Source organism: Paenibacillus sp. J31R34 (assembly GCF_059383715.1).
This window is the reverse complement of the sequence record NZ_JBXENU010000005.1, coordinates 70,442-95,379: the sequence shown is the minus strand read 5'-3', so window position 1 is coordinate 95,379 and position 24,938 is coordinate 70,442. Positions and strand designations below refer to the sequence as shown.

20 protein-coding genes are annotated in these 24,938 nt (G+C 52.5%); 8 read left to right on the top strand and 12 right to left on the bottom strand.

The genetic code is table 11. The features are described 5' to 3' along the window. Window positions 1-251: 251 nt before the first annotated feature. The 4 genes from AC50YG_RS15455 to AC50YG_RS15440 form a co-directional block, all read right to left on the bottom strand. Window positions 252-1,772, bottom strand: coding sequence for a DUF3502 domain-containing protein (locus AC50YG_RS15455; RefSeq protein WP_494827941.1), 1,521 nt, complete (start codon window positions 1,770-1,772; stop codon window positions 252-254). Window positions 1,773-1,887: 115 nt separating this feature from the next. Beyond that, window positions 1,888-2,772, bottom strand: coding sequence for a carbohydrate ABC transporter permease (locus AC50YG_RS15450; protein WP_494827940.1), 885 nt, complete (start codon window positions 2,770-2,772; stop codon window positions 1,888-1,890). A gap of 12 nt (window positions 2,773-2,784) precedes the next feature. Continuing rightward, a complete protein-coding gene (locus AC50YG_RS15445; protein ID WP_494827939.1) occupies window positions 2,785-3,741 on the bottom strand; it encodes an ABC transporter permease in 957 nt (318 codons plus the stop codon). A 334-nt stretch (window positions 3,742-4,075) separates the two neighbouring features. Continuing rightward, window positions 4,076-4,663, bottom strand: a complete 588-nt coding sequence (locus AC50YG_RS15440; RefSeq protein ID WP_494827937.1) for a TetR/AcrR family transcriptional regulator — start codon at window positions 4,661-4,663, stop codon at window positions 4,076-4,078. Between the two features lie 125 nt (window positions 4,664-4,788). Between AC50YG_RS15440 and AC50YG_RS15435 the strand changes: the two genes are divergently transcribed. Further along, a complete protein-coding gene (locus tag AC50YG_RS15435; RefSeq protein WP_494827935.1) occupies window positions 4,789-5,640 on the top strand; it encodes an alpha/beta fold hydrolase in 852 nt (283 codons plus the stop codon). 34 nt (window positions 5,641-5,674) lie between these two features. Here AC50YG_RS15435 and AC50YG_RS15430 read toward each other — a convergent pair whose 3' ends face one another. Next, on the bottom strand, window positions 5,675-7,936 hold the full coding sequence (locus AC50YG_RS15430) for a helix-turn-helix domain-containing protein (protein ID WP_494827933.1): 2,262 nt from the start codon (window positions 7,934-7,936) through the stop codon (window positions 5,675-5,677). Between the two features lie 198 nt (window positions 7,937-8,134). On the opposite strand from AC50YG_RS15430, the gene AC50YG_RS15425 reads away from it, so the two are divergent. Then, a complete protein-coding gene (locus AC50YG_RS15425) occupies window positions 8,135-9,703 on the top strand; it encodes a glycoside hydrolase family 43 protein (protein ID WP_494827931.1) in 1,569 nt (522 codons plus the stop codon). Window positions 9,704-9,719: 16 nt separating this feature from the next. Beyond that, window positions 9,720-11,141: a glycoside hydrolase family 28 protein gene (locus tag AC50YG_RS15420; RefSeq protein WP_494827929.1), complete on the top strand. Its 1,422-nt coding sequence runs from the start codon at window positions 9,720-9,722 to the stop codon at window positions 11,139-11,141. A 44-nt stretch (window positions 11,142-11,185) separates the two neighbouring features. Here AC50YG_RS15420 and AC50YG_RS15415 read toward each other — a convergent pair whose 3' ends face one another. Then, entirely contained in the window at window positions 11,186-12,061 is an 876-nt protein-coding gene (locus tag AC50YG_RS15415; protein ID WP_494827928.1) for a helix-turn-helix transcriptional regulator, read from the bottom strand. An 85-nt stretch (window positions 12,062-12,146) separates the two neighbouring features. Between AC50YG_RS15415 and AC50YG_RS15410 the strand changes: the two genes are divergently transcribed. From AC50YG_RS15410 to AC50YG_RS15390, 5 genes are all read left to right on the top strand, one after another. Beyond that, the gene (locus AC50YG_RS15410; protein WP_494827926.1) at window positions 12,147-13,037 is read left to right on the top strand and encodes a pectinesterase family protein; all 891 of its coding nucleotides are present in this window, start codon (window positions 12,147-12,149) and stop codon (window positions 13,035-13,037) included. Window positions 13,038-13,071: 34 nt separating this feature from the next. After that, window positions 13,072-14,106, top strand: coding sequence for a dienelactone hydrolase family protein (locus AC50YG_RS15405; protein ID WP_494827924.1), 1,035 nt, complete (start codon window positions 13,072-13,074; stop codon window positions 14,104-14,106). A 28-nt stretch (window positions 14,107-14,134) separates the two neighbouring features. Next, entirely contained in the window at window positions 14,135-15,259 is a 1,125-nt protein-coding gene (locus AC50YG_RS15400; RefSeq protein WP_494827922.1) for a glycoside hydrolase family 88/105 protein, read from the top strand. A gap of 424 nt (window positions 15,260-15,683) precedes the next feature. Continuing rightward, window positions 15,684-16,892 carry a sporulation integral membrane protein YlbJ gene (gene ylbJ, locus AC50YG_RS15395; protein WP_494827918.1) on the top strand — a complete coding sequence of 403 codons (1,209 nt, stop codon included), beginning with the start codon at window positions 15,684-15,686 and terminating at the stop codon, window positions 16,890-16,892. Window positions 16,893-16,999: 107 nt separating this feature from the next. Beyond that, window positions 17,000-17,797, top strand: coding sequence for an NAD kinase (locus tag AC50YG_RS15390; RefSeq protein ID WP_341279109.1), 798 nt, complete (start codon window positions 17,000-17,002; stop codon window positions 17,795-17,797). 68 nt (window positions 17,798-17,865) lie between these two features. On the opposite strand, the gene AC50YG_RS15385 is transcribed toward AC50YG_RS15390, so the two are convergent. From AC50YG_RS15385 to AC50YG_RS15360, 6 genes are read right to left on the bottom strand one after another with little or no spacing between them, the layout of a single operon-like run. Beyond that, on the bottom strand, window positions 17,866-18,255 hold the full coding sequence (locus AC50YG_RS15385; RefSeq protein ID WP_494827915.1) for a helix-turn-helix domain-containing protein: 390 nt from the start codon (window positions 18,253-18,255) through the stop codon (window positions 17,866-17,868). Window positions 18,256-18,282: 27 nt separating this feature from the next. Next, entirely contained in the window at window positions 18,283-19,566 is a 1,284-nt protein-coding gene (locus AC50YG_RS15380) for an LLM class flavin-dependent oxidoreductase (RefSeq protein ID WP_494828188.1), read from the bottom strand. Between the two features lie 15 nt (window positions 19,567-19,581). After that, on the bottom strand, window positions 19,582-20,742 hold the full coding sequence (locus AC50YG_RS15375; protein ID WP_494827910.1) for an LLM class flavin-dependent oxidoreductase: 1,161 nt from the start codon (window positions 20,740-20,742) through the stop codon (window positions 19,582-19,584). Next, window positions 20,739-22,082: an LLM class flavin-dependent oxidoreductase gene (locus AC50YG_RS15370; RefSeq protein WP_494827908.1), complete on the bottom strand. Its 1,344-nt coding sequence runs from the start codon at window positions 22,080-22,082 to the stop codon at window positions 20,739-20,741. The genes AC50YG_RS15375 and AC50YG_RS15370 overlap by 4 nt, the downstream gene beginning before the upstream one ends. A 43-nt stretch (window positions 22,083-22,125) precedes the next feature. Further along, the gene (locus tag AC50YG_RS15365; protein ID WP_494827906.1) at window positions 22,126-23,481 is read right to left on the bottom strand and encodes an LLM class flavin-dependent oxidoreductase; all 1,356 of its coding nucleotides are present in this window, start codon (window positions 23,479-23,481) and stop codon (window positions 22,126-22,128) included. Window positions 23,482-23,506: 25 nt separating this feature from the next. Beyond that, window positions 23,507-24,859 (bottom strand): LLM class flavin-dependent oxidoreductase, encoded by a 1,353-nt coding sequence (locus tag AC50YG_RS15360; RefSeq protein ID WP_494827904.1) that lies wholly within the window; start codon window positions 24,857-24,859, stop codon window positions 23,507-23,509. Window positions 24,860-24,938: the final 79 nt, after the last annotated feature.

Sequence of the window (24,938 nt, the reverse complement as noted above, 5' to 3'; positions counted from 1 at the left end):
TTGCCTCGTATCACCTTCCTTCCGGCCCCTTTGTCCCGGTTCGTTCTGGGCCATAAGCCTATTATAATATAATTAAGCTTGCTTTTAATTTGTATTCCCCATCTAAAAGCGGCGAATTCGTGATTAATCAGACGTTATTAGCCCGACTGGCAGCACAAAAAAAGACGGCACAGCGCTTAACAAGCAGCTGTACCGCCTTAATTTTTAAGCTTACAAGCCTTATTCTGCGTATCTGCTTTTAAAAAATCGGTCTAGCCTTGCGGCTTCGCTGCATACCACTCAGAAAACTGCTTCTGGTATTCAGCTATATATTTGTCAAAGCCTGCGGCTTTAAGCTTCTCCAGCGCCTTCGGGTAATACGCATCGTAATCCAGGAAACCACTGGCTATAGGCGCCAGCAGCTCCGAGAAAACACCATTGATTTTGGTTTCTTCATTTTTCACCGGCGTATTGTCGAAGTTGAAGCCTGCACCCTTGGAAATAATTGCATCATCATCCCATGCTTTATACTGGGCAATAAAATCATCTGGAACGGTATTGTCGAAGCGCATAAAGTTTTTATTCATCAGCAGCCAGTCCGGAATAAGCGAATCGGTCGTATTGCGCGTCAGTCTGCCGTTCTCATCAAGCGTGTAGTCCTTATCCTTGATTCCATAAGCGAACAAATCGTATAGCTCCTGATTTTTCTGAAGCAAATTGAAGAACATGACATAACGCTCCGGATCAGCCGCATTAGCCGATACAAACCAGGCAGTGCTATACGTGCCACGGCTAATCTTTGGCAGATCCTTGCTTAGAAAATAGTTGGCAAGCTTCGCTGTCGGAACAGCCTGCGTAATCGAGGCAGCCCCTTCAAACGGACGCGCTGCCGTTCCAGCCCAGAACATCGCCTTGCCGGAGTTCCAATCGGATTGCAATTGGGGCAGATTAGTCGCCGCATATTTAGGAATAATGCCTTTTTGGTACCAGCCCCTCATTATTGCCGCATACGCTTTGAACTCCTCGCTTTCAAACCAGCTGATGACCTTGTCATCCTTGGCCGATTCATCAATCGCGAGCATATCATTTTGCCAGAACAAATTTTTGTCCGTGTACTCGTACATCAGCATTTTGCGGGCATCCGTGCTTGCATAGCCAATCAGCTCAGGATGCTTCGCGTGGACCTTATCATAAAACTCCTCAAGCTCAGCCAAGGATGAAATAGCACTCATTCCAACCTCCTCCAGCAAATCTTGACGCGCCAGCACGCTGTAAAACTCCCCGGAGTTAGGCTTATTGCCTACCGGAACCGCATACTGCTTGCCATCAAGCTGGAAGGCGGTAAAGGAATTGTCGTCAATTGATTTTTTCATATCGCCAGCCGAATTTTCAATAAATGGCGTCAGGTCGGTATACAGCCCTTTTGCCACTGACTTGACCATGTAATTCGTATCTGTGTAGGTGGCAAAATCCTCGCCGGTGGACAGCATCAGATCGGTTTTTCCGCCACCGTATTCCGTCCAGGGCAGAAACTGAAATTCAATTTCGGCGTTGATTTCTTTTTTGATCAGATCCTTGAATTCGGCTTTGGACAGCTCCTTCATGCGGCTGGACTCATCGCCATAAAGGACGATTTTCAGCTTGGCCGGCTTAAGTGCGCTGCTAGCGCTTTCATTATTTGAGCCATTAGCAGGCGTTGCGGCTTCCTTCCCATTATTGCTTCCCGTGCCGCAGGCGGAGACAAGCAGCAGCGCTGCCAAGAGCAGAGCTGACCATACGCGTTTTTTTACCATGTGTGAACCCTCCTGTAATGTTTTTATGTTTGTATATTGTTCAATGGCAGCATGGACGCTGATCTAAAACGAAGGAATTCGTCCATCATACCATGTACAACCGTAAAAAGCCGTATCAGCCCTTGACGGAGCCGACGATAATTCCCCTTACGAAATAACGCTGGAGAAACGGGTACAAAATCGCGATTGGCAGCACGGTCAGACAGGTCATCGCCATCTTCGCTGTCTCTAGAGGGGGAGCGATTATAGCGCCGCCAATCTGCGCACTGTTTCCAGAAGCCAAATATTGAATGTTGGCCATCATGTTGTACATCATGTATTGGATCGTATACAGCCTCTCCTCCGAAACGAGCAGCAGCGGCAAGTAAAAATCATTCCAGAACTGCAGCGCATAGAACAGCGAGATCGTAACGAGACCCACCTGTCCAAGCGGCAGCATAATGCGGAAAAAGATATGAATATGGCCCGCACCGTCGATTTGGGCAGATTCGATAATTTCATGGGGAATGCTTTTGAAATAGTTGGCTTGCAAATACATGAGAAATACGTTGAGCAAATAGGGCACGAACAGGCCGGCAAGCGTATTGTCCAGATGATAATATTTTGTAGCTAAAATATACCAAGGCAGCGTGCCGCCACTGAACAGCATCGTAAAATAAGCCATAAAGGCGAAAAAGTTGCGGTACCGGAAGCCCTTCACCGAAATAACGTAGGCGTAAGCTGTCGTAACGAGCACGGCGGACGCTGTGCCTAGCACCGTAACGATCGCCGAGGTCAAATAAGCTTGCAAAATTTGCTCCGCCTTTGAGCCAAACATAAAAGCATACGTATCCAGACTAAAGCCCCGTGGGAGGAAGGAATAACCTTCCGCTGCGAGCCTCGACTCTGTCGAGAATGAGCCTGAGACGGCCATTACGAACGGAATCAGGCAAATAAGGGCGAATAGGCTGATGCAGGCATAAAAAACGATAATAAGCATTCTGTTTTCTTGATTAGCCATAGCACATGTCTCCTAAAATAGTTTGCTTTCCTTGTCATACCAGCCTGCCAGCTTGTTTGCGATCAGCACGAGCAGAAACCCGAAGACGGACTGATACAGCGTAATAGCTGAAGCGAAGCCAAATTCACCGGAGCGGATAGCTGTACGATATACATACACGTCGATAATGTCGGTAGTCGGAAGCAGCAGCGGATTCAGGAAGGTGACGCCCATAATCATGCTGAGATCGCCCTTGAGCATTCCCCCGATTCCAAGCAAAGTAAGCAGGATAATCGACGGGATAAGCAGGGGCAGCGTAATGCGTGTAATCAGCTGTGTACGCGAGGCGCCATCTATACGGGCAGCCTCATAATAAGAAGGATCGATGCCTTGCAGCACCGCATAATAAATGATGGCGCCATAGCCTGCGCTTTTCCAAATATTCGCAAGCACAAGGACAACTACGAACAGCCACGGATTGGAGTACCAGTCAACGGGCTGCATGCCCACTGCCTCGAGCAGTTTATTCATGACACCTTTGTCAAAGTCGAGGAAGGAAAACAATATCGCCCCAATGACGATCCAGGAAATAAAATAAGGAAAAAACATGACGCTTTGCGTAATCTTAATAAATAGCTTGCCTCTCAGCTCATTTAGTACGATAGCAATGGCAACTGAGAAAAACGTTCCTGTAAGCATGTACAGCACGTTCAGCATTATGGTATTGCGGGTAGCGCGGATCGCATTGTCCATGCTCGAGAAGAAAAATTCAAAGTTTTCGAAGCCTGCCCAAGGGCTGCCGAATATGCCGCCGTTGTAATTGTAGTTTTTAAATACGAGTATGAGCCCGCTCATAGGCAGGTAGGCGAATAGCACAAGTACAATTACGCCAGGCAGCGCAAGCAGAAACAGCGAGCTGTCATTGCGCAGCGACTTGAACCGTCGCCTCCCGCCAGCTGCTTTGCCGGCCTGTAAAGCTTCGTCTGACATGATGATTCACTCCTTGTGGATTTAGTTTCGGGCTGTGGGTCCAATATAGCTCCGAGCAAAATGAAAGCGCAATCATAAATAAATGAAAACGCTTAAATAGCCCGAAAGAAGCGAGCTTAAAAAAAGTGAAATCGTTTAAAAAATCAAAAAAGCCCCTAGAAATGGGGCTTTGCAGCGCGGATCACAAGGCTTATATAGTAAAAGGGGGTTGTCCAATAAGTCCCCAAAATAAAAAGTTGGGCGGAAACATGTCATGTTTTCCGTCCAACTTTTTTGTTCTTTCGCTTTGCACTTGCATAGGTGCCATTCGATATGCAGCTCTCGCCTCGCAACTTTAAAGAGCTTGCAATATACTTCTAATTACTTGTTTGGCCTGCTCCCGGGCACGCGCCGGATCATCTGATTCGGCAATGCCGATCCCCGCTTCCGTTACCGCGCCAAACAGCATATAGGCGGGCATGTCCAAAGGCTGCCTCTTCATAAGTCCCGCTTCCATTAATTGCTCCAGCAGCAAAGTCGACAAGCCAACCACGCTTTGCCGCTCCTTCTCCCGCCATTCCGTCCAGCCCAGCACAACCGGTGCGTCCCTCAATACGATTTGCCGGTACTCCTTGTTAAGGCATCCCTCCAAATACGTATCGATGGCGGTCAACGCTTTTTCCCACGGGTCGCTCTTTTGTGCAATGGTCGTTGCGATTTGCTGCACCATACGATTTAGAAGCCGATCCACCACCTGGGCAAACAAATCTTTTTTATCCTTGAAATAGTAGTAGACTGCTCCTTTCGTCAGTTGTTCCCGTCTTACAACTTCATCAATTGAAGTTCCCGCATAGCCGTATTCGGCAAATTGCAATTGCGCCTGCTGCAGCAATGCTTCCTTCGTCCATTCGGCATCTTGTTTTTTTCGTCGTTTTTCGCTCATACCTGTATTATAACTGCTGAACCGCCTATTTGGAAAAGCTTTAGCCTATAACATACTCTCGGTATGTTAAACATACCGAGAGTATGTTATACTTTCTGCACAACCAAATGGGGAGGCTGATGCGATTGAAAACAGTAACTATTGAGGCAGGCACCATTCGCTACCGGGATGAGGGCTGCGGCAGAACCATCGTTTTTTTGCACGGAGCTTTGAGCAACGGAAATACATGGCGGAAAGTTATTCCACTCTTGTCGAGCGAATTTCGCTGCATCGTTCCCGACCTTCCGCTCGGGGGTCATGCCATTCCGCTTGCCCACAAGGCGGATCTTTCGCCGCACGGCGTTGCGCTCATTCTAGAACAGTTTATCGAAGCCTTGAAGCTTGACAACATTGTTCTTGTCGGCAATGACACGGGAGGCGCTTACGGGCAAGTTTTTGCATCGCTTTATCCGGATCGTGTTTCTCATCTTGTTCTGTGCAACACCGATGCATTTGAGGTTTTCCCTCCCAAGGCGTTTGCCTCGCTGAAAACCGGTGTCCGCATTCCCGGCTTTACGTGGCTCATGGCCCAATTATTCCGTTGCAAAGCTTTGCTTACTACGCCTCTCGTGCTTGGCCTCCTCTCTCATCGCCTGACCAAGCATGAGGCGTCCACGCTCTATATTTCATCGTTTATTAGGCAACGCGGCATTCGGGCCGACTTCAGGAAGGTTGTAAAGGGGTGGTCTCCCCGCATCACGCTGCAGGCTGCCGAGCAGCTTCGCCAATTTCGCCAACCGGTGCTTGTCCTGTGGGGAGCCGACGACGACAAGCTGTTTCCGCAGCAATTGGGGCTGCGGGTCGACGCTATTTTTCAACAGTCCACCTTCAAGCTGATACAAAACTCGCGCACATATGTCCAAGAGGATCAGCCGGAGGCCTTTGCAACTGAGCTCGCACATTGGCTAAACAACAACTCTTCCGAACTCGTCCGATAGTTGCCATAGAACCCCTTAGATGACGCCATAATCTTCAATTTTCCTTGTGCAAAATATAATTCAGGCGCCACTTGGACGGCGTTACGCCATAGCGTTTTTTGAATAACGTTGTAAAATAGGTGCTGCTATTGTAGCCTGATTGTTCCGCAATTTGGCGGATGTCGAGTTCAAGCTCAGCAATGAGGATGCTGCGAGCATGCTCCAGTCTGACCAAATTGACGAAATCGGGAAAGCTGCTGCCCGTCGCTTCTGTAATCAGGCGGCTCAAGTAAGGCGGACTAATCGTCAGCTTCTCTGCAAGACCATTCAAGGAAAGTGTCTGGTCACCGAAATGGTTGCGGATATATGCGATGGCTTCGCTGGCCAAATTTCGGGTTTGCACCGTATTTAAATCGTTCAGCTTCCCAAATGCATCAAAACACAGCTTCTCCAGCCAGGCCCGCAGCTCAGCGTGACTGCGTATACGCCAAATCCGCTGATAATGATCGAGGAAATCCGCATGCCGCGTCATGCTCTCGGCAAGACCGGTTTCCGCTATTTTCTGAAGATCGGAGGCCAGCTTGGACAACGCAACCGTCGCTTGCTCTACTTTGTAGCTGCATGCTACTGCAAGCATACGCTCAACCGCTTTGGGCAGCAGTTCCCGGTCTTGGCTTCTGACCGCTTGAAGCACAAATTCAAGCGTGCTGTCAGGTACGGAGCTGCTGTTCAAATGCATGATGTCGTCTGCAAAGCTAAGAGACAGTTGCTCATGCAGCTTCATATATTGAAGGCTGCTGCTGGCTTCGTCATACATTGGCTTCAGCTGTAAGGAATCGGCAGATAGGGAGCTTACGCCAATGGAGCAACTTCCCCCCTCCCATTCCCTGATCGAATAGCTTAGCTGCTCCCAGCGCTCACGGAATGTCCCATAATCCCCGAAGCTGCCACTTGCCGTCTCGCTGACTATTAGAACAGCAGCCTCATGATGCGGGAAGAAGCCGCGGCAAGTGCCCGTCCCAGCAAACAGCTGCTCCGTCAGCTCTGGAAGACTGCGGATATGCTCTCTCCACTTTGTGGCGGGCAGGCTGCCGTCTCCGCTGGACATTTCAACATGCAGCACCGCCACGCAAAACGCCCCATTATCGTGTGTTTGACTCATCGGGGGCAGCGCAGAAGGCACATGCTCGCCAGCCCTGTAAGGGGACGTAAGCCAGCGCAGCAGGGCGCTATCTTCATTTTCCTGCTTGAGCTCTTTGACCCGATCACCAATTTTCTCAAGCTCCCGATTGGCTTCATCAAAGCCGCCACCACGCGGAAAAGCAAGACGATCGTCGGATAAATTGCGTATCGTCCCAAACAATGTCCCTATCGGCTTGTACATGCGATAAGACACGAAGGCAGCAGCGGCAGACGCAGCAGCGATCAGTACAAGGCAAAGCCCGACCATTATATTGCGGGCGCTTGCGATGTCGCGTATGCTGTTTTTATAGGAGGTTTCTGAAATAAACCACAGCCCTCCATTTTGCGACTGGTGATACGTAATCAGCTTTTTGTCGCCACCTTCTGTTTTCCATACAAGCGTACCCTCCTTGCCCTCTACAGAAACAATTTGCTGCAGCAGCCTGCTGTCGAAAGCTTGATCCGATGAACTGCTTTGCATGAGCACGATGCGATCGGCATTCAGAACAGCATAGCGTGTATCTCCTTCATTGCTTTTATTAAATAGGTTTTCCTGCAGCTTCCTCAGGTTGATCGTCATCGCGATGGCACCATTGTATTCGCTGCTGCTGAAAGCGCGATCATTATAAAAAATCGTCATCATCGTTTCGCTTTGCCCATTATTCAGCGTCGCATTCCAGACAAACGGGGAATGCCTAATTTCGCTGCCCTGGACCCGCTCGAACAGCTCGTGCTTCGCTGCCCCATTAAGCGGGTTGTTCTCAAACATCATGACGGGAGCCTCCGGCCCCAAAATATAAGCGTTTTCAATATAATCGTTGATCGTCAGCGTCCCGCGAATTTGGCTCAGCGCACTATATAGCTGGTCGCTCCAGCTGTTGTCACCGCTCTGCATGACGGTATAAATGTTGGGATTGTGGTAAAAGTCCATCGTGTAATTTTGCACCATGTCCATATACTTCATAAATACCGTCTCCGTGTTGAGAAGGACGGTCACATTCGCCTTATTGACATTGTCTATCGTTTTTTCTCGGAACCAGAAAAATAGAACCGTGGCCAGTACGAGCACCGAGCAAATAGAAATGAGCGCCAAGCTCATAAAAAAACGGACTTGCAGTTGCTTCTCTCCTGCCATTGCTATCGCCCCTTTATAGTTTCCACTATACACATTTCTTCAAGGAAAGTTAACTGCCCTGCCGCTTGATACTTATGCAATTATGACAAGAAAGTATAAAAATAATAAAATTGAGCATGAAAGTTTCAAGATTATGATGTTTTTTTGAACTATACTTGTATGGGCTTACATTTTATTTACTGCTAGGAGGCAAAAAGCATGCGCAAGTTCCAAAACCCTATTCTCCCCGGCTTTTATCCCGATCCGTCAGCGATACGCGTCGGAGATGACTATTATTTGGTTACTTCAAGCTTTGAGTTTTTCCCCGGAGTTCCGATTTTCCACAGCAAGGATTTGGTCAATTGGCGACAAATTGGACATGTGCTCGATCGTCCTTCCCAGCTTAATTTGGATGCTATTGCTCCATCAAGAGGCATCTGGGCGCCGACGCTGCGCTATCATAATGGGATCTATTATATGATTACAACCTTTGTGGACAACGACAAGGAATGCCATAACTTCTATGTCACCGCAACCGATCCCGCCGGAAGCTGGTCCGATCCGGTATGGCTGGAGGATTCGCCGGGCATAGACCCTTCCTTGTTTTTTGATGAAGATGGCAAGGTTTATTATACGGGGAACCGCTTTCCCCCTGAAGGCCAGCTTTACCCGAAGCATATGGACATTTGGCTGCAAGAGCTGGATCTCGCGAGCGGGAAGCTGGTCGGACCGAAGACGAGCATCTGGCAAGGCGCACTCAAGGTGGCCCATGCTCAGGAAGGTCCGCATCTGTACAAAATCGGCAGCTGGTACTATTTATTGATCGCTGAGGGTGGAACCGGACATACCCATGCGATTACAATTGCGCGCAGCGAATCGGTCGCCGGTCCCTATGAAGGCTATAAGGGCAACCCGATTCTTACCCATCGCCATCTAGGCCGCAGCTATCCCATTGTCAACGTCGGCCATGGCGAGCTGATTGAAACGCAGCATGGAGATTGGTGGATGCTTTGTCTCGCTTCCAGGCCATATGGCGGCTATTACCGCAATTTGGGACGTGAAACCTTCCTTGTGCCCGTTGTATGGGAGCGGGACTGGCCTGTCGTCAATCCCGGCAAAGGAATTTTGGAGCTGGAAGCTTTGGCTCCAAGCTTGCCAGAGACGCCATGGCCGCAGCTGCCTGCCCGCGATGATTTCGACCAGCCGGAGCTCGCGCCGATCTGGAACTTCCTTCGCACCCCGCGCGGCGATTTCTGGAGTCTCACGGAAAATCCGGGTTCTTTGCGCCTTAAACTGAAGCCGAACTCCATTGCCTCCGACAGCAACCCTTCCTTCGTCGGACGCAGACAGCAGCATATGAATTTCCGTGCCGAAACCACCATGAAGTTTGCGCCAGAGCAAGCTGGCGATGTGGCGGGCATCGTTTTGCTGCAAAACGCCGACTATCAATTCCGCGCAGAATACGGCAGCTATGACGGGAGAACGGAAATCCGCCTTACCGAGCGGAGGCAAGGAGAAGAAACGGTGCTCGCGGCAAGTCCTTTCAGCGGGAACAGTCTGGATTTGAAGGCTGAGGCGCTTGGCCAAAGCTATAGCTTCTTCTGGCGTGAAGCTGGGACGCAAAACTGGCTGCCGCTTGGCGGAGCAGCTGACGGCACCCTACTCAGTACCGACAAGGCCGGAGGTTTTACGGGCGCCTACATGGGGATGTATGCTGCCTGCACTAGTGCAGGGCGCGTACACGATGCGGATTTCGACTGGTTCAGCTACGAACCGATTTCAGACTAGGCAGGAGGATTGGCGAATGGATACGAAGGAAAAAATGCGATATCCCACTCCAGCATTGCCTGTTATTCCAGACAACAGCTTCCTCGTCACGGAATATGGAGCTGCGCCGGGCAGCCTGTCGCTGTGCACCGCATCGTTCCAGCAGGCAATCGACGCCTGCTCGGCAGCGGGCGGTGGCCGGGTAATCATTCCACCCGGCATATGGCGGACCGGACCGCTGCGACTTCACAGCCGGATTGAGCTTCACGCCCAGCAAGGCGCGCTCATTTTGTTCGAGCCGAAGGCCGAGCTGTATCCGCTGGTGGAGTCGCATTTTGAGGGTGAATCGGCTGTTCGCTGCCAAGCACCGCTTGAGGGTGTGGGTCTGGAGGACATTGCGATTACGGGTAAAGGCATTTTCGATGGGGGCGGACAGGGCTGGCGTCCGGTCAAGCGCTTTAAGATGACCAAGGATCAGTGGAATGAACGGCTAAAATCCGGCGGAGCCGTTAATGAAGAAGGCAATCTCTGGTGGCCGTCGCTTGAAGCGATGGAAGGAGAAGCACTTGCACATGGACTGCACCAGCGCGGTGTGATGGCTTGCGAGGCATATTTGCCAGCAAGAGCCTACCTCCGTCCCACTCTGCTTAGTCTGCGCGGCTGCTCCAGAGTACGGCTTGATGGGCCAACGTTTCAAAATTCGCCCGCGTGGTGCCTGCACCTATATAACTGTGAGCAGGTAACGATCTTGCGGCTGAACGTACGCAACCCTTGGTATTCCCAAAATGGAGATGGCCTTGATCTGGAGTCCTGCCGCCACTCGCTCATCGAGCATTGCACCTTCGACGTTGGCGACGATGCCATATGTTTGAAGTCAGGCAAGGGTCAGGAAGCCAGAAGGCGGGCGCTGCCCTGCGAATTCGTAACGATACGCCATTGCACAGTCTACCATGGCCATGGAGGCATCGTTATCGGAAGCGAAATGTCAGGCGGCGTCAAAGCCGTGTATGCAGCCGACTGCCAGTTCATCAGCACGGATATTGGCCTGCGCTTCAAGAGCGTGCGCGGCCGCGGCGGCGTCGTTGAAGATATTGTAATGGAAAGAATTCAAATGACGGACATTGTGCGCGAGGCTATTTCCTTTCATTTCTTTTATGCCGGGGTGGAAGGCTCGGAGGGCTGCGATGAGCAGCTTTTTGAAGTAACAGAGGAGACTCCCGTCTTCCGCAATATTACACTGCGCGAGCTGGCCTGCCACGGAGCTGCAACAGCCTTGCTCATTAATGGGCTTCCCGAGCTGCCGCTTAGCGGCTTAACGATTGAGGGTCTGGAGGCAACCGCTGTAAACGGGGTGATCGCCCGCTATGCCGATCAATTAAAGCTGGAGAAGCTGAAGCTGCATACTTCCGCGCTCCCCGAGATTCAGCTTTATCAATGCAATCATTCGATCATTGATTAGCATTTAGTATCGCTCAGTAAAAATGATGGCAAAAGAAGCACCTCTTACAAAGGCTGATGCGGCGAAGCCTGTCCGTTTTTCGCCTGCTTGCGGTATTCCATCGGCGTGAGGCCAGTCGCTTTTTTAAACGTCTTATTGAAGTGGGATAAATGCTCGAAGCCTACAGCTAAAGCGATTTCCTGGATTTTCTGGCGGGAGCCCGCAAGCAGCCGCTGCGCCTCCAGAACCCGGATGTGAATGATATATTCCCGAAAGCGAAAGCCCGTAAGCCTATGAAATATTCGGCTGAGATAGGAGCTGCTCAAATAAAAATGCTTTGCCGTACCCTCCAGTGTCACAGCTTCACGATAATGCTCCCGCACGTAAGTGGCGATTTCAGACACCTTATTATGCAGCGAGTAACGAGAAGGATTTGAGCGGCTTGCCGTATTCTCGAAGCGGCCTAGCAAAATGATCAGCTCCGCCAGCAAGGATAGGCAAAAGGATTCGTAATAAGGCTTTTCCTGCCGGCTTTCATCCAGCATTTTGTTAAGGAGGCGTTCCGTCTCCCCCTGCTCGCGCAGCGAAAGCGGAAATACGCGAAACCTCCGTCCATGAAGCAGCAGCTCAAGCCTTTGCAAAGCTTGCGGCAAAATGACCGGTTCATAGTTAATGAGTATTCGCTCGAATTCCGCAACCTCGGAGCTGGCTGTTGCATGAATTTCATGCCCGGCAATCATAATAAGCTCGCCTTTGTGCACGGTAACCACCTGCCCGTCTACAAAATAGACACGCTCGCCATCCAGCAGATAATACAGCTCGACCGATGCATGGCTGTGTGGACGGGGCATCGCGGTGGCGCCTTTGCGCTTCATATGCTGAATGCTCAGTTTGCCGTCTTCCATATGGTATTTTGGATTAAGGCTATCGGACGCGGTCATGGGCATTCCTCCGTATGGATGCAAGGTTCGCAATAATAACTCCCATTATAGATAAAACCTCGCTTATTTGAAAGGAGCGCTCGCTATGCTGATTATCGTATCCAAAGAAGGCATTGCTGATTACAGCCGCTTGCAGGCGGCCATTGACTCTATTCCAGTGGGATTTGCCGAAACGGTCACGATTCGCATCCGTCCGGGAATCTATGAGGAGAAGGTCACGATTCCCGCCTCTGCCCCGCCTATTTTGCTGCTCGGCGAGGACAGCGATAAAACCATCCTGACTTGGTCAGACAATGCCCATACGCTAGGGCCGGACGAGGAGCCGCTCGGAACGTTTCGTTCAGGCACGCTAAATGTATTAGCAGAAGCATTCACAGCGGAGAATGTAACCATTCGCAACGCCTCCGGACCCGGCACAGGCCAGGCCGTAGCCGCATTCGTCGATGCGGATCGAGCTGTATTCCGCCGTGTCAGGCTGCTGGGTGATCAGGACACGCTGTATACGGGCAAAGGCAAACAATATTATAGCGAATGCTACATTGAGGGCGATGTCGATTATATTTTCGGGGCAGCGACGGCTGTGTTTGAGAGCTGCCACTTGCATAACAAACGCTCCCGAGGCTATATTACAGCCGCCTCGACACCCGAGGATGCCGCGTTCGGCTATGTATTCCTCGATTGCAAAATTACCGGAGCCGAAAATGTTGTGGACGTTTATTTAGGCAGACCTTGGCGGCCCTATGCCCATGTTGCATTCATCCGCACATCGATTGATGGCTCGATTACACCTGAAGGCTGGCATAACTGGGGGCAGCCGGATCGCGAAGCGACAAGCCGATATGAGGAGTTTGGCAGCTTCGGAGCGGGAGCAGCTTCGGAAGCGCGCGTTTCATGGTCAAGGCAGCTTGGGGCAGACGAAGCGGCCAACTATCGCATTATCGCCATCTTCGAGGGCTGGCATCCCGAAGGCTACTAATCCGTTAGGCTGCTAATTATGAGAGGAGAAGCACATGTCCATAAAGCTTGAGCACTACTTGCAATCGCTGGTTGAACGCGCAGCGATAGATAGACAGTCTGTCAGAGGTGACGTAAATCCTGAGCAGCGCCGGGAAAATATTAAGTCGGCATTTGGACGACGGCTCGGTCATTTTGCCGCAAGCAGCCCGCAGCTTCTGGAGCCGCGCCTGCTGGAACGAACACTATGCGACGGTTATGTACGGGAACGTGTGGAAATCGCCACGGTAGACGGACTGCGGATGTCCATGTATGTGCTGCTGCCGGATAGCCCTGCCACTTTTCCCGCCCCAGCTGTCATTGCCTGCCATGGCCACGGTTACGGGAGCCATGAAATCGTCGGGCTTGAACCGGATGGCTCGGAACGCTCTGGCACCCCGGGCTTGCATAAAGATTTTGCCATCGCGCTTGTAAAGGAAGGTTACGTGGTCGCAGCTCCTGAGCTCATTGGCTTCGGCGACCGTAGACTGGATGAGGACAAGGCTGCGGATTCACCTGCAAAAAACTCCTGCTTCCTGCTAGCCGCGCATTTGCTGCTGACGGGCCGCACGCTTGCAGGCTTGCGCGTCCATGAAACTTCCAGGGTCATTGATTATTTGCAGCAACGGGCCGATGTGGATTCCAATAACATTGCCATCATGGGCATTTCCGGCGGCGGGCTTGTTGCAGGCTTTACGGCTGCTATGGACGACAGAATCCGCTGCGCGGTAGTCAGCGGTTATGCCAGCTTGTTTGAAAGCAGCATTTTGACCCGCAATCACTGCTTGGACAATTATATTCCGGGCGTCCTGCTGGAGGCGGAAATGCCTGAGCTGCTCGGGCTGATTGCGCCGCGCGGGCTGTTTTTGGAATCAGGGGCGGTTGACCACTTATTCCCGCGTGAGCCTGCACGGCAGGCATATGCGGAGCTGCGCAGCATTTACAGCACAGCTGGAGCGCCAGATGCTGTGCAAGCTGTCTTTTTTGATGGCGGACATGAAATCCACGGAACAGCTGCTTACGCCTGGCTGCGAAAACAGCTGCTGGTGTGAACGACACATACAGGAGGGGATCGTAACGATGACGGAACAACAACAGGTTAGTCTGACAGGATGGGCGGGCAAGATAGCTGATACCCTAATGAGCCAATGCGGCTCAGACGGCTTTCACCATTATCTACTGGAGCGCTGGGCCTATGTACCGGGCATGCTGCTGATGGCGATGGCCCGTGCGGGCATTCAACTGGACGAAAAAAGGTACTATCATTTCATGCAGCTTCATATGGACCACTACATCGCAGCAGACGGAACGATTGGCACCTATACGCTGGAGGAATACAACCTGGATCAGATCAACCAGGGCAAAAACTTGTTTTTTCAATATGAGAGTACGGGTGAAAAACGCTATTCGAAGGCCGCCGATACATTGGCTGCCCAATTGATTAGCCAGCCCCGCACCTCCGAGGGCGGCTTCTGGCATAAAAAGGTTTACCCCTTCCAAATGTGGCTCGATGGGCTGTATATGGCCTCCCCGTTTCTGGCGGAATATGCGATAGTATTTGACCGTCCGGAGCTGCTGAATGAGGTTGCACATCAACTGCTGCTTGTCGAGCGCAAAACCCGCGACAAGCGTACCGGGCTGCTCTATCATGGCTGGGATGAATCTGGGGAGCAGGAATGGGCGGATTCGAATACCGGCCTGTCTTCGCATTTTTGGAGCCGGGCGATGGGCTGGTATGCCATGGCATTGGTCGATTGTCTGGAGCATTTCCCGATTGATCACCCGAAACGCGGTACGATTATCGGCATTTTTCAGAGGATGTGCCATGCGCTAGTTGACGTGCAGGATAAAGACAGCGGCTTATGGTATCAAGTGCTAGATCAAGGAAAGCGGAGAGGCAATTATTTGGAGGCGTCTGGTTCAATCATGTTCGTCTACGCAATGGCTAAAGGCTTGCGTCTTCGCTATCTGGAGCCCGGCTTGCGTGGTGCCATGCTGAAAGGGTATGAAGGCATTATTCGCCACTTGGTTACAGAGGATAGTCAAGGTGTCCACCTTCACCAAATTTGCCATGGCGCAGGGCTCAGCAAGGATCGCAATGGCTCGTTCGAGTACTATATTTCCGAGGCGGTCGTTTCTGACCATTATATGGGCATAGGTCCCTTGCTGCTTGCTTCGCTTGAAGTTGAACGTTATTTGGCGTAAGCATTACAAACCGTTATATGAAAAAAGGCCCGCATATCCATATGCGGGCTTTGTGAAAGTATAAGGTTTATTTTAGTGGTAGCCTTCGTAGTCCTCTTCTCCTGGTGCTGTAAGCGATTCCCTAATTACATAGACGAAAGCACAGACGAGGATGCCAGCGATTATACTCATTCTCATCACTCCAAGCATTCAAAGGTAATTCCATTGTACCATAAAATAATCCCGCGTCTACCCTTTTTGCAAGCGTTTTCTTTCTGGGACTAAAAATATTTTTATAGGCTTTTCCTCCTTTGCAAGTGATGGATGTCCTAGTTTCTGCATAAAGATGATAAAAGGACTTCTGCCGGGCCTACGGGCTGCTTGCCTATTTACCGGGACAAGTCCCTTTGACTGTGAAGCGCCATTTTGAGGGGAGGACTTGACCATGCTGCGCACGCTCTCGCATCCCGCTGCCTTAACAGGATTAGCCGCTGTGTTCCTTACCCTGTTAATGGCCGTATTTCCAAATGAAGCGCTGGAATCTGCCCTGCGAGGCTTATCGATATGGTGGCAGGTGCTGTTTCCTGCCCTTTTCCCCTTCTTCGTCATTTCCGAGCTGCTGCTTGGCTTTGGCATCGTCCATTTTTTCGGCAAGCTGCTGGACCCGCTCATGCGCCCGCTGTTCAAACTTCCAGGTATTGGCAGCTTCGTTGTAGCAATGGGCTATATATCCGGCTACCCGGTTGGAGCCAGGCTGACAGCCAAGCTCTATGAGCAGCAGCTCATCAACCGTGCAGAGGGAGAACGGCTTGTGGCCTTTACGACGACATCCGATCCCATCTTCCTAATCGGCGCCGTATCCGTCGGCTTCTTCCACAATGTTGCTTTGGCGCCTGTGCTAGCCGCCGCCCATTATGGCGGCGCGCTCATCATCGGCCTGCTCATGCGCTTCCACGATCCGCATGCGCCGATTACCGAGACCCGGCGCAGCAGCAGCCTGTCCGATTCAAGCACAAAGCCCGGCTCGGCAGGCCATCAGCCGCTGCATACGACAACATCTTCGCAGCACTTGCAGCACTTGCAACACTCACAACACTCACAACACTCACAACACTCACAGCACTCACAGCACTTGCAGCACCCACGCTCGCTGCGCCGTTCTCGCCTTGCGGAAGCGCTGAAGGCGATGCATGAGGCACGCCTGCTCGACGGACGAGGCCTCGGCCAGCTGCTGCAGGAGGCGATTCAATCAGCGCTGCGGCTTATGATCGTCGTCGGCGGCCTCGTTGTTTTTTTCTCCGTCATTATGGAGATGCTGACATCGGCCGGCCTGATTACCGTGCTTGCGGCCATGCTGCGGCAGCTGTTCGAGCTGGTTGGGCTTCCGCCCGCGCTCGCTGATGCCGCCATCTTCGGCCTGTTTGAAGTAACCCTTGGTGCTCGCGCCGCAGGTGAAGCTGGCACAGGCCTGCTGCATCAAACGGCAATCGCAGCGTGGGTGCTGTCATGGGGAGGCTTGTCCGTCCACGCCCAAGTAGCCAGCCTCGTCAGCAAAACCGATATGCGCTACAAGCCGCTTATGCTCGCTAGGCTGCTGCACGGTTTTATCGCATTCGGGCTCGTTTATGCGTTATGGGGATGGCTCGGGCCCTAATACCCAGATTTATCGGATGAAATGTGCTGCGCACATTGAATTTACGGCTGTATTCCGATATCATTTAAGGGAACGTAACCAGAAGATTTGAAAAGGGGCTGCATTCCTTGAAATATGCCGTTATCGACAGAGGCGATTCTATATCCCAGTCACTGGCGGAACAGTTCCATACGCTCGCGGCGGAGCGCGGCTTCAACCGAAATGACGACGCGCCTGAAATTGTCGTATCCATAGGTGGAGACGGCACGCTACTGCAGGCTTTTCACAAATATGTTGATCGCATTATGGATGTCGCCTTTGTAGGGGTACATACCGGACATTTGGGCTTTTATGCCGACTGGCAAAAAAATGAGCTGCCCGAGCTCGTCGCTTTAATGGCCGAGAAGGAGCTTAGCATCGTCCGCTATCCGCTCGCGGAAATCGAGGTCGAGACGACCGAGGGAAAATTTCATTATATGGCGCTGAACGAGTTCACGCTTAAAGGGGTAGACGGCACGCTCGTCGCTCAAATCAATGTCAATGATGAGCCCTTCGAAATGTTCCGTGGCGATGGTATCGTTATTTCGACGCCTTCAGGCAGTACCGCCTATAATAAAAGCGTCGGGGGCGCTATCGTCCATCCGTCCATTGCCTCGATACAAATTGCCGAGATTGCTTCCATTAACAATCGCGTTTTCCGGACGCTGGGCTCTTCGCTGCTGCTGCCGCAGCATCACCACTGCGACATTATCTCGAAGAAAAACCAGCGGATGCTGCTGACCATCGACCAGCTCAGCATATTGCGCAGCGACATTTTATCCATACGCTGCAATGTGTCCAGCCGCAAGGTCAGCTTCGCCCGCTATCGCCCATTCCCGTTCTGGAATCGCGTCCGCGATGCCTTCGTGGATATGCACGAAGTTTAAATCAGAGCAAGCGCCGAATAAAGAAGCTGCCCCTCAGGCGATTAGCCTGCAGGGCAGCTTCTTTATTTTTATTTAAACAGCTCCTCGTTCATCACGCTGCCTTCCTCCTTGCCCATCTCCTTCTGCTTGCCATAACGGGATGGCGGTATGCCCACCATACGGTGGAAGATGCGGCTAAAATAAAATTCATCGCCATAGCCAACTGCGGCAGACACTTCCTTAACCGGACCTGCATTATGGTAAAGCAGGCGCTTGGCCCGCTCAATGCGCAATCTCGTTAAATATTTGATTGGCGGCTCCTTCATCGTTTGTTTAAACAGCCGGGAGTATGAGCTTGTAGTCAGTCCCGCCATTGAGGATAACGTAACCATATCGATTTTGTCATGAAAATGAGTTTGCATGTAGTGTATCGTCTTCTCAATCAGTCTCTTCGATCCATTCAACGATGTTTCTCCCATAGCGCTCACTCCTCTGGCTAATTAACCTTAGACCTTGCAGTGCGGAGCTGGCGCCTTAAGCCCCAAACGCTCACGCAATGATGCTCCTTCATAGGCTGTTCGAAACAGCCCTCTATTTTGCAGCTCAGGAATGACCTTTTCCACAAAAGCCTCCAGCCCGCTCGGGAAAATTTGCGGCATCACATTAAACCCATCCGCCGCTCCGCCGTGAAACCATTTTTCCATTTCATCTGCAAGCTGCACTGCCGTTCCCGTAAAAGCATAGTGGCCGCGCCCATTCGCAAAGCGGTGGACAAACTGGCGAATCGTCATTTGCTCCTCTTCGATGAGCTCAAGCAGCAGCGATTGGCGGCTTTTCAGCGAATTAATTTCGCCAGACGATTTTGCCAAATGCAGCGGTACCGGGCCATCGAGCGGGTACGCGGACAAATCTGCGGCAAAGCGCCGCGATAATCGCCTCAGCGCATCCTCCATATGAACGAGCTGATTCAGCTCTTCTTCGAGCTCCCGGGCTTCCCCAAGCGTATCCGCTACGATCGGACATAGCCCGGGCATGATCAACAGCTCGCCAGCCTTTCTTCCGTATGCCGGAAGACGACCTTTGACGTCTGTATAAAAAGTTCGGGCTGCTTCAAAGGCTTGCTGGGCTGTAAAAATAACGTCGGCCATTTCCGCGCCCATCGCTTTGCCGCTTTCCGAGGAGCCCGCCTGGACGAGCACCGGATAGCCCTGGGGCAGACGAGGAGCATGGAGCGGCCCTTTCACCGCATAATGTCGAGCAGCCCCAACACCGTTGGTAGAGCCAGCGGCATGAACAGCGATTCCTTCCTCACAGCTGTCCCACAGCTGCTTCGCAACCTCAACAAATTCCTTCGCCAACTGGTAGCGCTGTCCATGCTCGGGATGGGCTGCTCGGCCAAAATTAAAGGCCGTCTCATCGGCGCTTCCCGTGACAATATTCCAGCCTGCCCTGCCGCCGCTTATATGATCAAGCGTTGCTGCTTGTCGGGCGAGATGATACGGCTCATAGTAGGTTGTACCAACCGTGGCAATGAGGCCGATATGCCTTGTAGCAGCAGCCAGCGCCCCCAGCAGCGTAGTCGCTTCCAGCTTATTGATTTTTCCAAAATAGGCATCGCTGACAAAAATAGAATCCATCATGCCGCGCTCGGCCACCTCCGCAAGATGGCGGTAATAGCCGATATCCAACGTCTGGCGCGGCTGCATGCCGGGATGCCGCCAAGCTGCCTCATGATGACCCGTTCCGTGTACAAATACATTTAAGCGTATTTTGCGATTGTCCTCATTCAGTTGCAACGTCCCCCTTTACCGCATGGCGTGAAATGAATTAATCGGCCTTGGAAGCGCCAGTTGATCCCGCAGCGTCCCGCCATCAATCGCTGCCTGGCGAAATATCCCTCTTTTCTGCAGCTCTGGAATGAGCCGTTCTTCAACATACCTGAAGCTGTCAAGCGCAGCATGCGGCAGCAGCTCCATATGAAAACCGTCAACCGCCCCTGAAAGCTGCCACTTCCGCATCCATTCCGCTAATTGCTGTGCATTTCCCTCACGGGAATGCTGAACCTCTATTGCCCCGCCTTCAAAGCCGCCACCCATTCGCAGCGAGCATTCCGCATGGTTGTTGGCACTGCTTTGTACAACCGGCGTCACACTGGCCAAAATCCGGCATTGCTCCGGCTGCCTTCCCTGCTGGCGCAGCAGCTCTCGCAGCTCGCATCCTAGCTCGGCTGCTTCCTCCAGCGATTGCGGCTCAATAATGATGACGTCTGCCCCGCTGGCAGCAGCAAGCTTGTCCGCCTGCTCCCTGATTCGAGCTACCAGTGGCGGGTAGCCTTGCGGGGGACGAGCAATATTCAGCGGGCCACGCGTACTGTAATAGCGTCCTGCATAATGGACCTCGCGCACCTTCGCTTCATCAAATTGCAGCCCTGCCTGCTTATCATACATAAGCGCATCGTCATCCCAGCTGTCCCACAATTGCCGCAAGGCTTCACCAAACTCCGCAGCTGCGGCAGCCTCGTAGCAGGGCAGGCGCATTTGCTGCTGATCGGTTCGAGCGAAATTTGCAGCGGCATTTTCCTGCCCCGGCAGCACCAGACAGCCTGCTCTGCCGCCGCTCATATAATCCAGTGCAGCCAGCTTGCGCGCCGCGTGAAAAGGTTCATGGAAGGCGGTATGGATTTCCGCAATGAGGCCAATCGTACTCGTCGAAGCCGACAAGGCGGCCAGCAAAGTAAATGGCTCCAGCACGGCAGAAGACGCGGCATAACCATTAGCCGAGGCCCGTTGACCGACAAGCCCAGCTGCTTCCTTAGGCGTCGGGCTCATGCTGCTGTCAGGCACAAGGATTGCGTGCAGACAAGCACGCTCTGCCGCCTCCGCCAGTTGTACGCAATCCAAGTAATCCAGGCCATCTATTGCAACGGTCATGTACAGCTGTCGCTTCTCGCTCCCGCCGCCCATCATATGTGAGCCTCCACCTTATGCCGGCCAGCTGGACGGCTGAACCCGTAATGCTCTCTTAACGTATTTCCCGTATATTCGGTACGGAACAAGCCTCTATTTTGCAGCTCGGGTATAACCTTGTCGACGAAATCGCTCAGCCCATCCGGCATATGCGAAGGCATCAAATTAAACCCGTCCGCCGCCCTGCCGACAAACCAACGCTCAAGCTCATCTGCGATTTGCAGCGGCGTACCCGTAAGCGATGCATGTCCGCGCGATCCTGCTGTGCGCATAATCAACTGCCTGAGCGTCAGCTTTTCCTTGCGGGCCATGCCTTCAACAAGCTCAAAGCGCCCTCGGTTGCCGTTGATTTCCTCATGACGCGGCAGCAGATGGAGCGGTACTGGCTCATCGAGCGGACAATCTGTCAAATCGATCTTGAACAGTGTCGACAATCTTTTCAACCCGTACGCAACAATCGTCAATTCATCCAGCTCACGCTGCTTGTCCTGCGCCTCAGCTAGCGTATCTCCGATAACCGGGAAGAAACCCGGTAAAATGCACAGCTCGTCCGGGCTCCGCCCAAACTCCTGCATACGCGACTTGATGTCTGCGTAGAAAGCCTGTCCGCTCTCGAAGGTAGGCTGCGCAGTGAATACCGCTTCCGCCACCCTCGCAGCGAACGATTTGCCATCCTCGGATGACCCCGCCTGTACGAGCAGCGGATGCCCTTGAGGGGACCGCGGCATGTTAAGCGGGCCGCGCACCGCGAAATGTTCGCCTTTATGATTAAGCGGATGGATTTTCGCCATATCGGCGTATAAGCCGCTTGCCTTATCGGCAACGAGCGCATCATCCTCCCAGCTGTCCCAAAGCGCCTTCACCACTTCAACGAACTCGCTTGCCTTGCGGTAGCGCTCGTCATGTGGCGGCAAAGCCTCATCCGTAAAGTTATAAGCTGCGCTTTCGCTTGCCGTCGTCACAATGTTCCAGCCAGCGCGTCCAGCGCTTAACCAGTCCAGCGAGGCGAATTTGCGCGCAATATGAAAGGGTTCGTTAAAGGTGGTTGAGGCTGTGCCAATCAGCCCAATCTTATCGGTAACGGCGGCGATGGCTGACAGCAGTGTGAACGGCTCCAGCCCATGCAGCACTTTATGCTCAACTGTCGGAGGCAGCACTAAGGTGTCCGCGAGAAACAACGAGTCCAGCTTTCCCCGTTCAGCAATTCGTCCAAGCTCACGATAATAATTCAAATCGGTAATGCGGCGGGGATCTGTTGCCGGATGGCGCCATGACGCCTCATGATGCCCGGTGTTCATCAGAAATAAATTAATATGCATGCTCCGCTTCGCTGAAATCATTCCTTCATTCCTTTCGACATAGCATGTTAGGGCATCACTGCCGTTATCTCTTGGCTGCCAATTGCCCCGTCCGCCCATAGATGCTGGCAGGGCGCTGCAGGCCATAATGCTCCCTTAAAGTTGTTCCTGTATATTCACTGCGAAAAATACCACGGTTTTGCAGCTCCGGCACCACCTTGTCCACGAACAGCTCCAGCCCCTCCGGCAAATATGGAGGCATGACATTAAAGCCGTCTGCCGCTCCGCCGCGCCACCATTTTTCCATTTCATCGGCAATTTGCACTGGCGTGCCTACCATCGAATAATGTCCGCGCGAGGCGGCCGTTTTGATAATCAGCTGACGCATCGTCAGCTTTTCCCGGCGGGCAAGCTCCACATAAAGCTGATAGCGTCCGCGGTGGCCATTCACTTCGCTTTGCTGCGCCAAAAAATCGACGGGTACCGGTCCATCCAGCTCAAACCCGGTCATGTCGGTGCTGAACAAATTAGAGAGACGCAGCAGACCGTAATCAAATTGGATGTGGTCATGAAGCGCGGCCTCCCTATCCCTAGCTTCAGCTTCCGTATCGCCGATAATCGGGCAAAAGCCCGGCAATATTTTCAGCTCATCCTGCTGCCTTCCATATTTCTTCATTCGCGATTTCAAATCCGTATAAAAGAGGCAGCCGTCCGCGAAGCTGTTTTGCGCCGTAAACACGACCTCCGCTGCATGCGCCGCAAATTCCTTGCCCGTCTCCGAAGCGCCGGCCTGCACCCGTACAGGCTGCCCTTGCGGGGGCCTCGGCAAATTCAGTGCGCCCCGCACCGAAAAATAGCTGCCTTCATGGCGTATCTCGTGTATGCTGCCAGGATCAGCATAAATGCCGCTCGCCTTATCCTGCACAAGCGCATCGTCCTCCCAGCTGTCCCACAGCCGCTGCACCACTTCTAAAAACTCGGCAGCGCGCTTATAGCGCTCCCCATGCTCCGGAAGCTTCTCATCAGCAAAGTTGTGGGCAGTGGCATCATTGGTTGATGTCACAATGTTCCAAGCGGCACGTCCGCCGCTAATAAAATCAAGCGAAGCAAACTGTCGCGCCACATGATAAGGATGGCTGTAAGTCGTCGAAGCCGTACCGATTAATCCAATCCGACTAGTCAGCATAGCAAGCGCAGAAAGCAGCGTAAACGGCTCCAAGCTTTGCAGCACTTTGTAACGGATAGTCGGGGGCAGCGCATACGAATCAGCCAAAAATAAGGAATCGAGCTTGCCACGCTCCGCCGTTTGCAGCAGCTTGACGTAATAGCTGGCATTTGTAACATCCTGCGGGCTGCTTCCCGGCAGCCGCCAAGCGGCCTCATGATGGCCATTGCCCATAAGAAACACATTCAGGTGAAGCTGCCTGTCGGTCGCCTTCATTCCTTCCTCCCCTTCCACTGCCCTTTTATTGGGCGGAAATAACCGACTGCCTGGACGAAGAGCGCTCTGGCCGCTCCAGCCCGTAATGCTCCCGCAGCGTCGTGCCTTCATAATCGGTGCGGAACAGACCGCGATTTTGCAGCTCGGGAATGACCTTATCGACAAATTCCTCTAGTCCGCTCGGGAAGTAAGGCGGCATCAAATTAAAGCCATCTGCTGCCCCCTGCTCAATCCAGCGCTCCATCTCATCGGCAATTTCAATCGGCGTGCCTGACATCGAATAATGTCCACGCGACGTTGCTGTCCGCAATATAAGCTGGCGGATCGTCAGGTTTTCCCGCTGCGCCAGCTCCAGATACAGCTGATGCCGCGCTTTTTGCGAATTGATTTCATGATTTTTCGCCAGCTCTGCGAAAGGCAGCGGACCATCGAGCGGATAACCGCGCAAATCCATCTTCAGCAAATTGGATAAACGGTACACCCCGTATTCAGGCTGGGTCAGCTCATTCAGCTCGCGCTCCTTCTCCTTCGCCTCCGCCGATGTATCGCCGATGACCGGACAAAAGCCCGGCAAAATTTTAATTTGCTCTGGCGAGCGGCCATATTTCGCCATCCGTCCTTTCACATCCGCATAAAAGCTCCGTCCATCCTCAAGCGTATTTTGCGCGGTAAAAACAGCCTCCGCCATACGAGAGGCAAACTCTCTGCCGGTATCCGATGCACCCGCTTGTACCAGCACGGGATGTCCTTGCGGCGACCTTGGCAAATTCAGCGGCCCCTTTACATGGAAATGGCGGCCAACATGGTTGATTTCATGCAGCTTATCCGGGTCCACATAAAGTCCCTGCGCCTTATCGGCAACGACCGCGTCCTCTTCCCAGCTGTCCCACAGCCCTTTCGCCACCTCCATAAACTCGCCAGCCCGCTCATAACGGTCGGTATGCTCCGGCAGCGGAGCCGCGCCAAAGTTGAAGGCCGTCGCATTGCCCGTCGAGGTTACAATGTTAAAGCCCGCCCGGCCCCGGCTAATATGATCCAGCGAATTGAATTTGCGGGCCACATGGAAGGGCTCATTATAGGTTGTCGAAGCCGTCCCGATCAATCCGATGCGGCTTGTCGCAATCGCGAGTGCCGATAGCAGCGTGAACGGCTCCAGCGCCTGCTGCACCAGAAACTGCATCGTTGGCGGCAGGCCATAGGAATCGGCGAGAAATAGCGAATCCAGCTTACCCGCTTCGGCAATTTTCGCCAGCTTTATATAATAGTCGATATCCGTCACCCCATTCGGGTCGCTGCCCGGATGGCGCCATGACGCTTCGTGATGCCCTGTATTTCGCAGAAACAAGTTCAAATGCATCTTCTTTTTGCCATAACTCATCTTCTACCACTCCTCAAAAGGATATAGGGTCACCCTGGAACAGGATGGCGACTCTGCGTTCTAATATTGATAACGATTT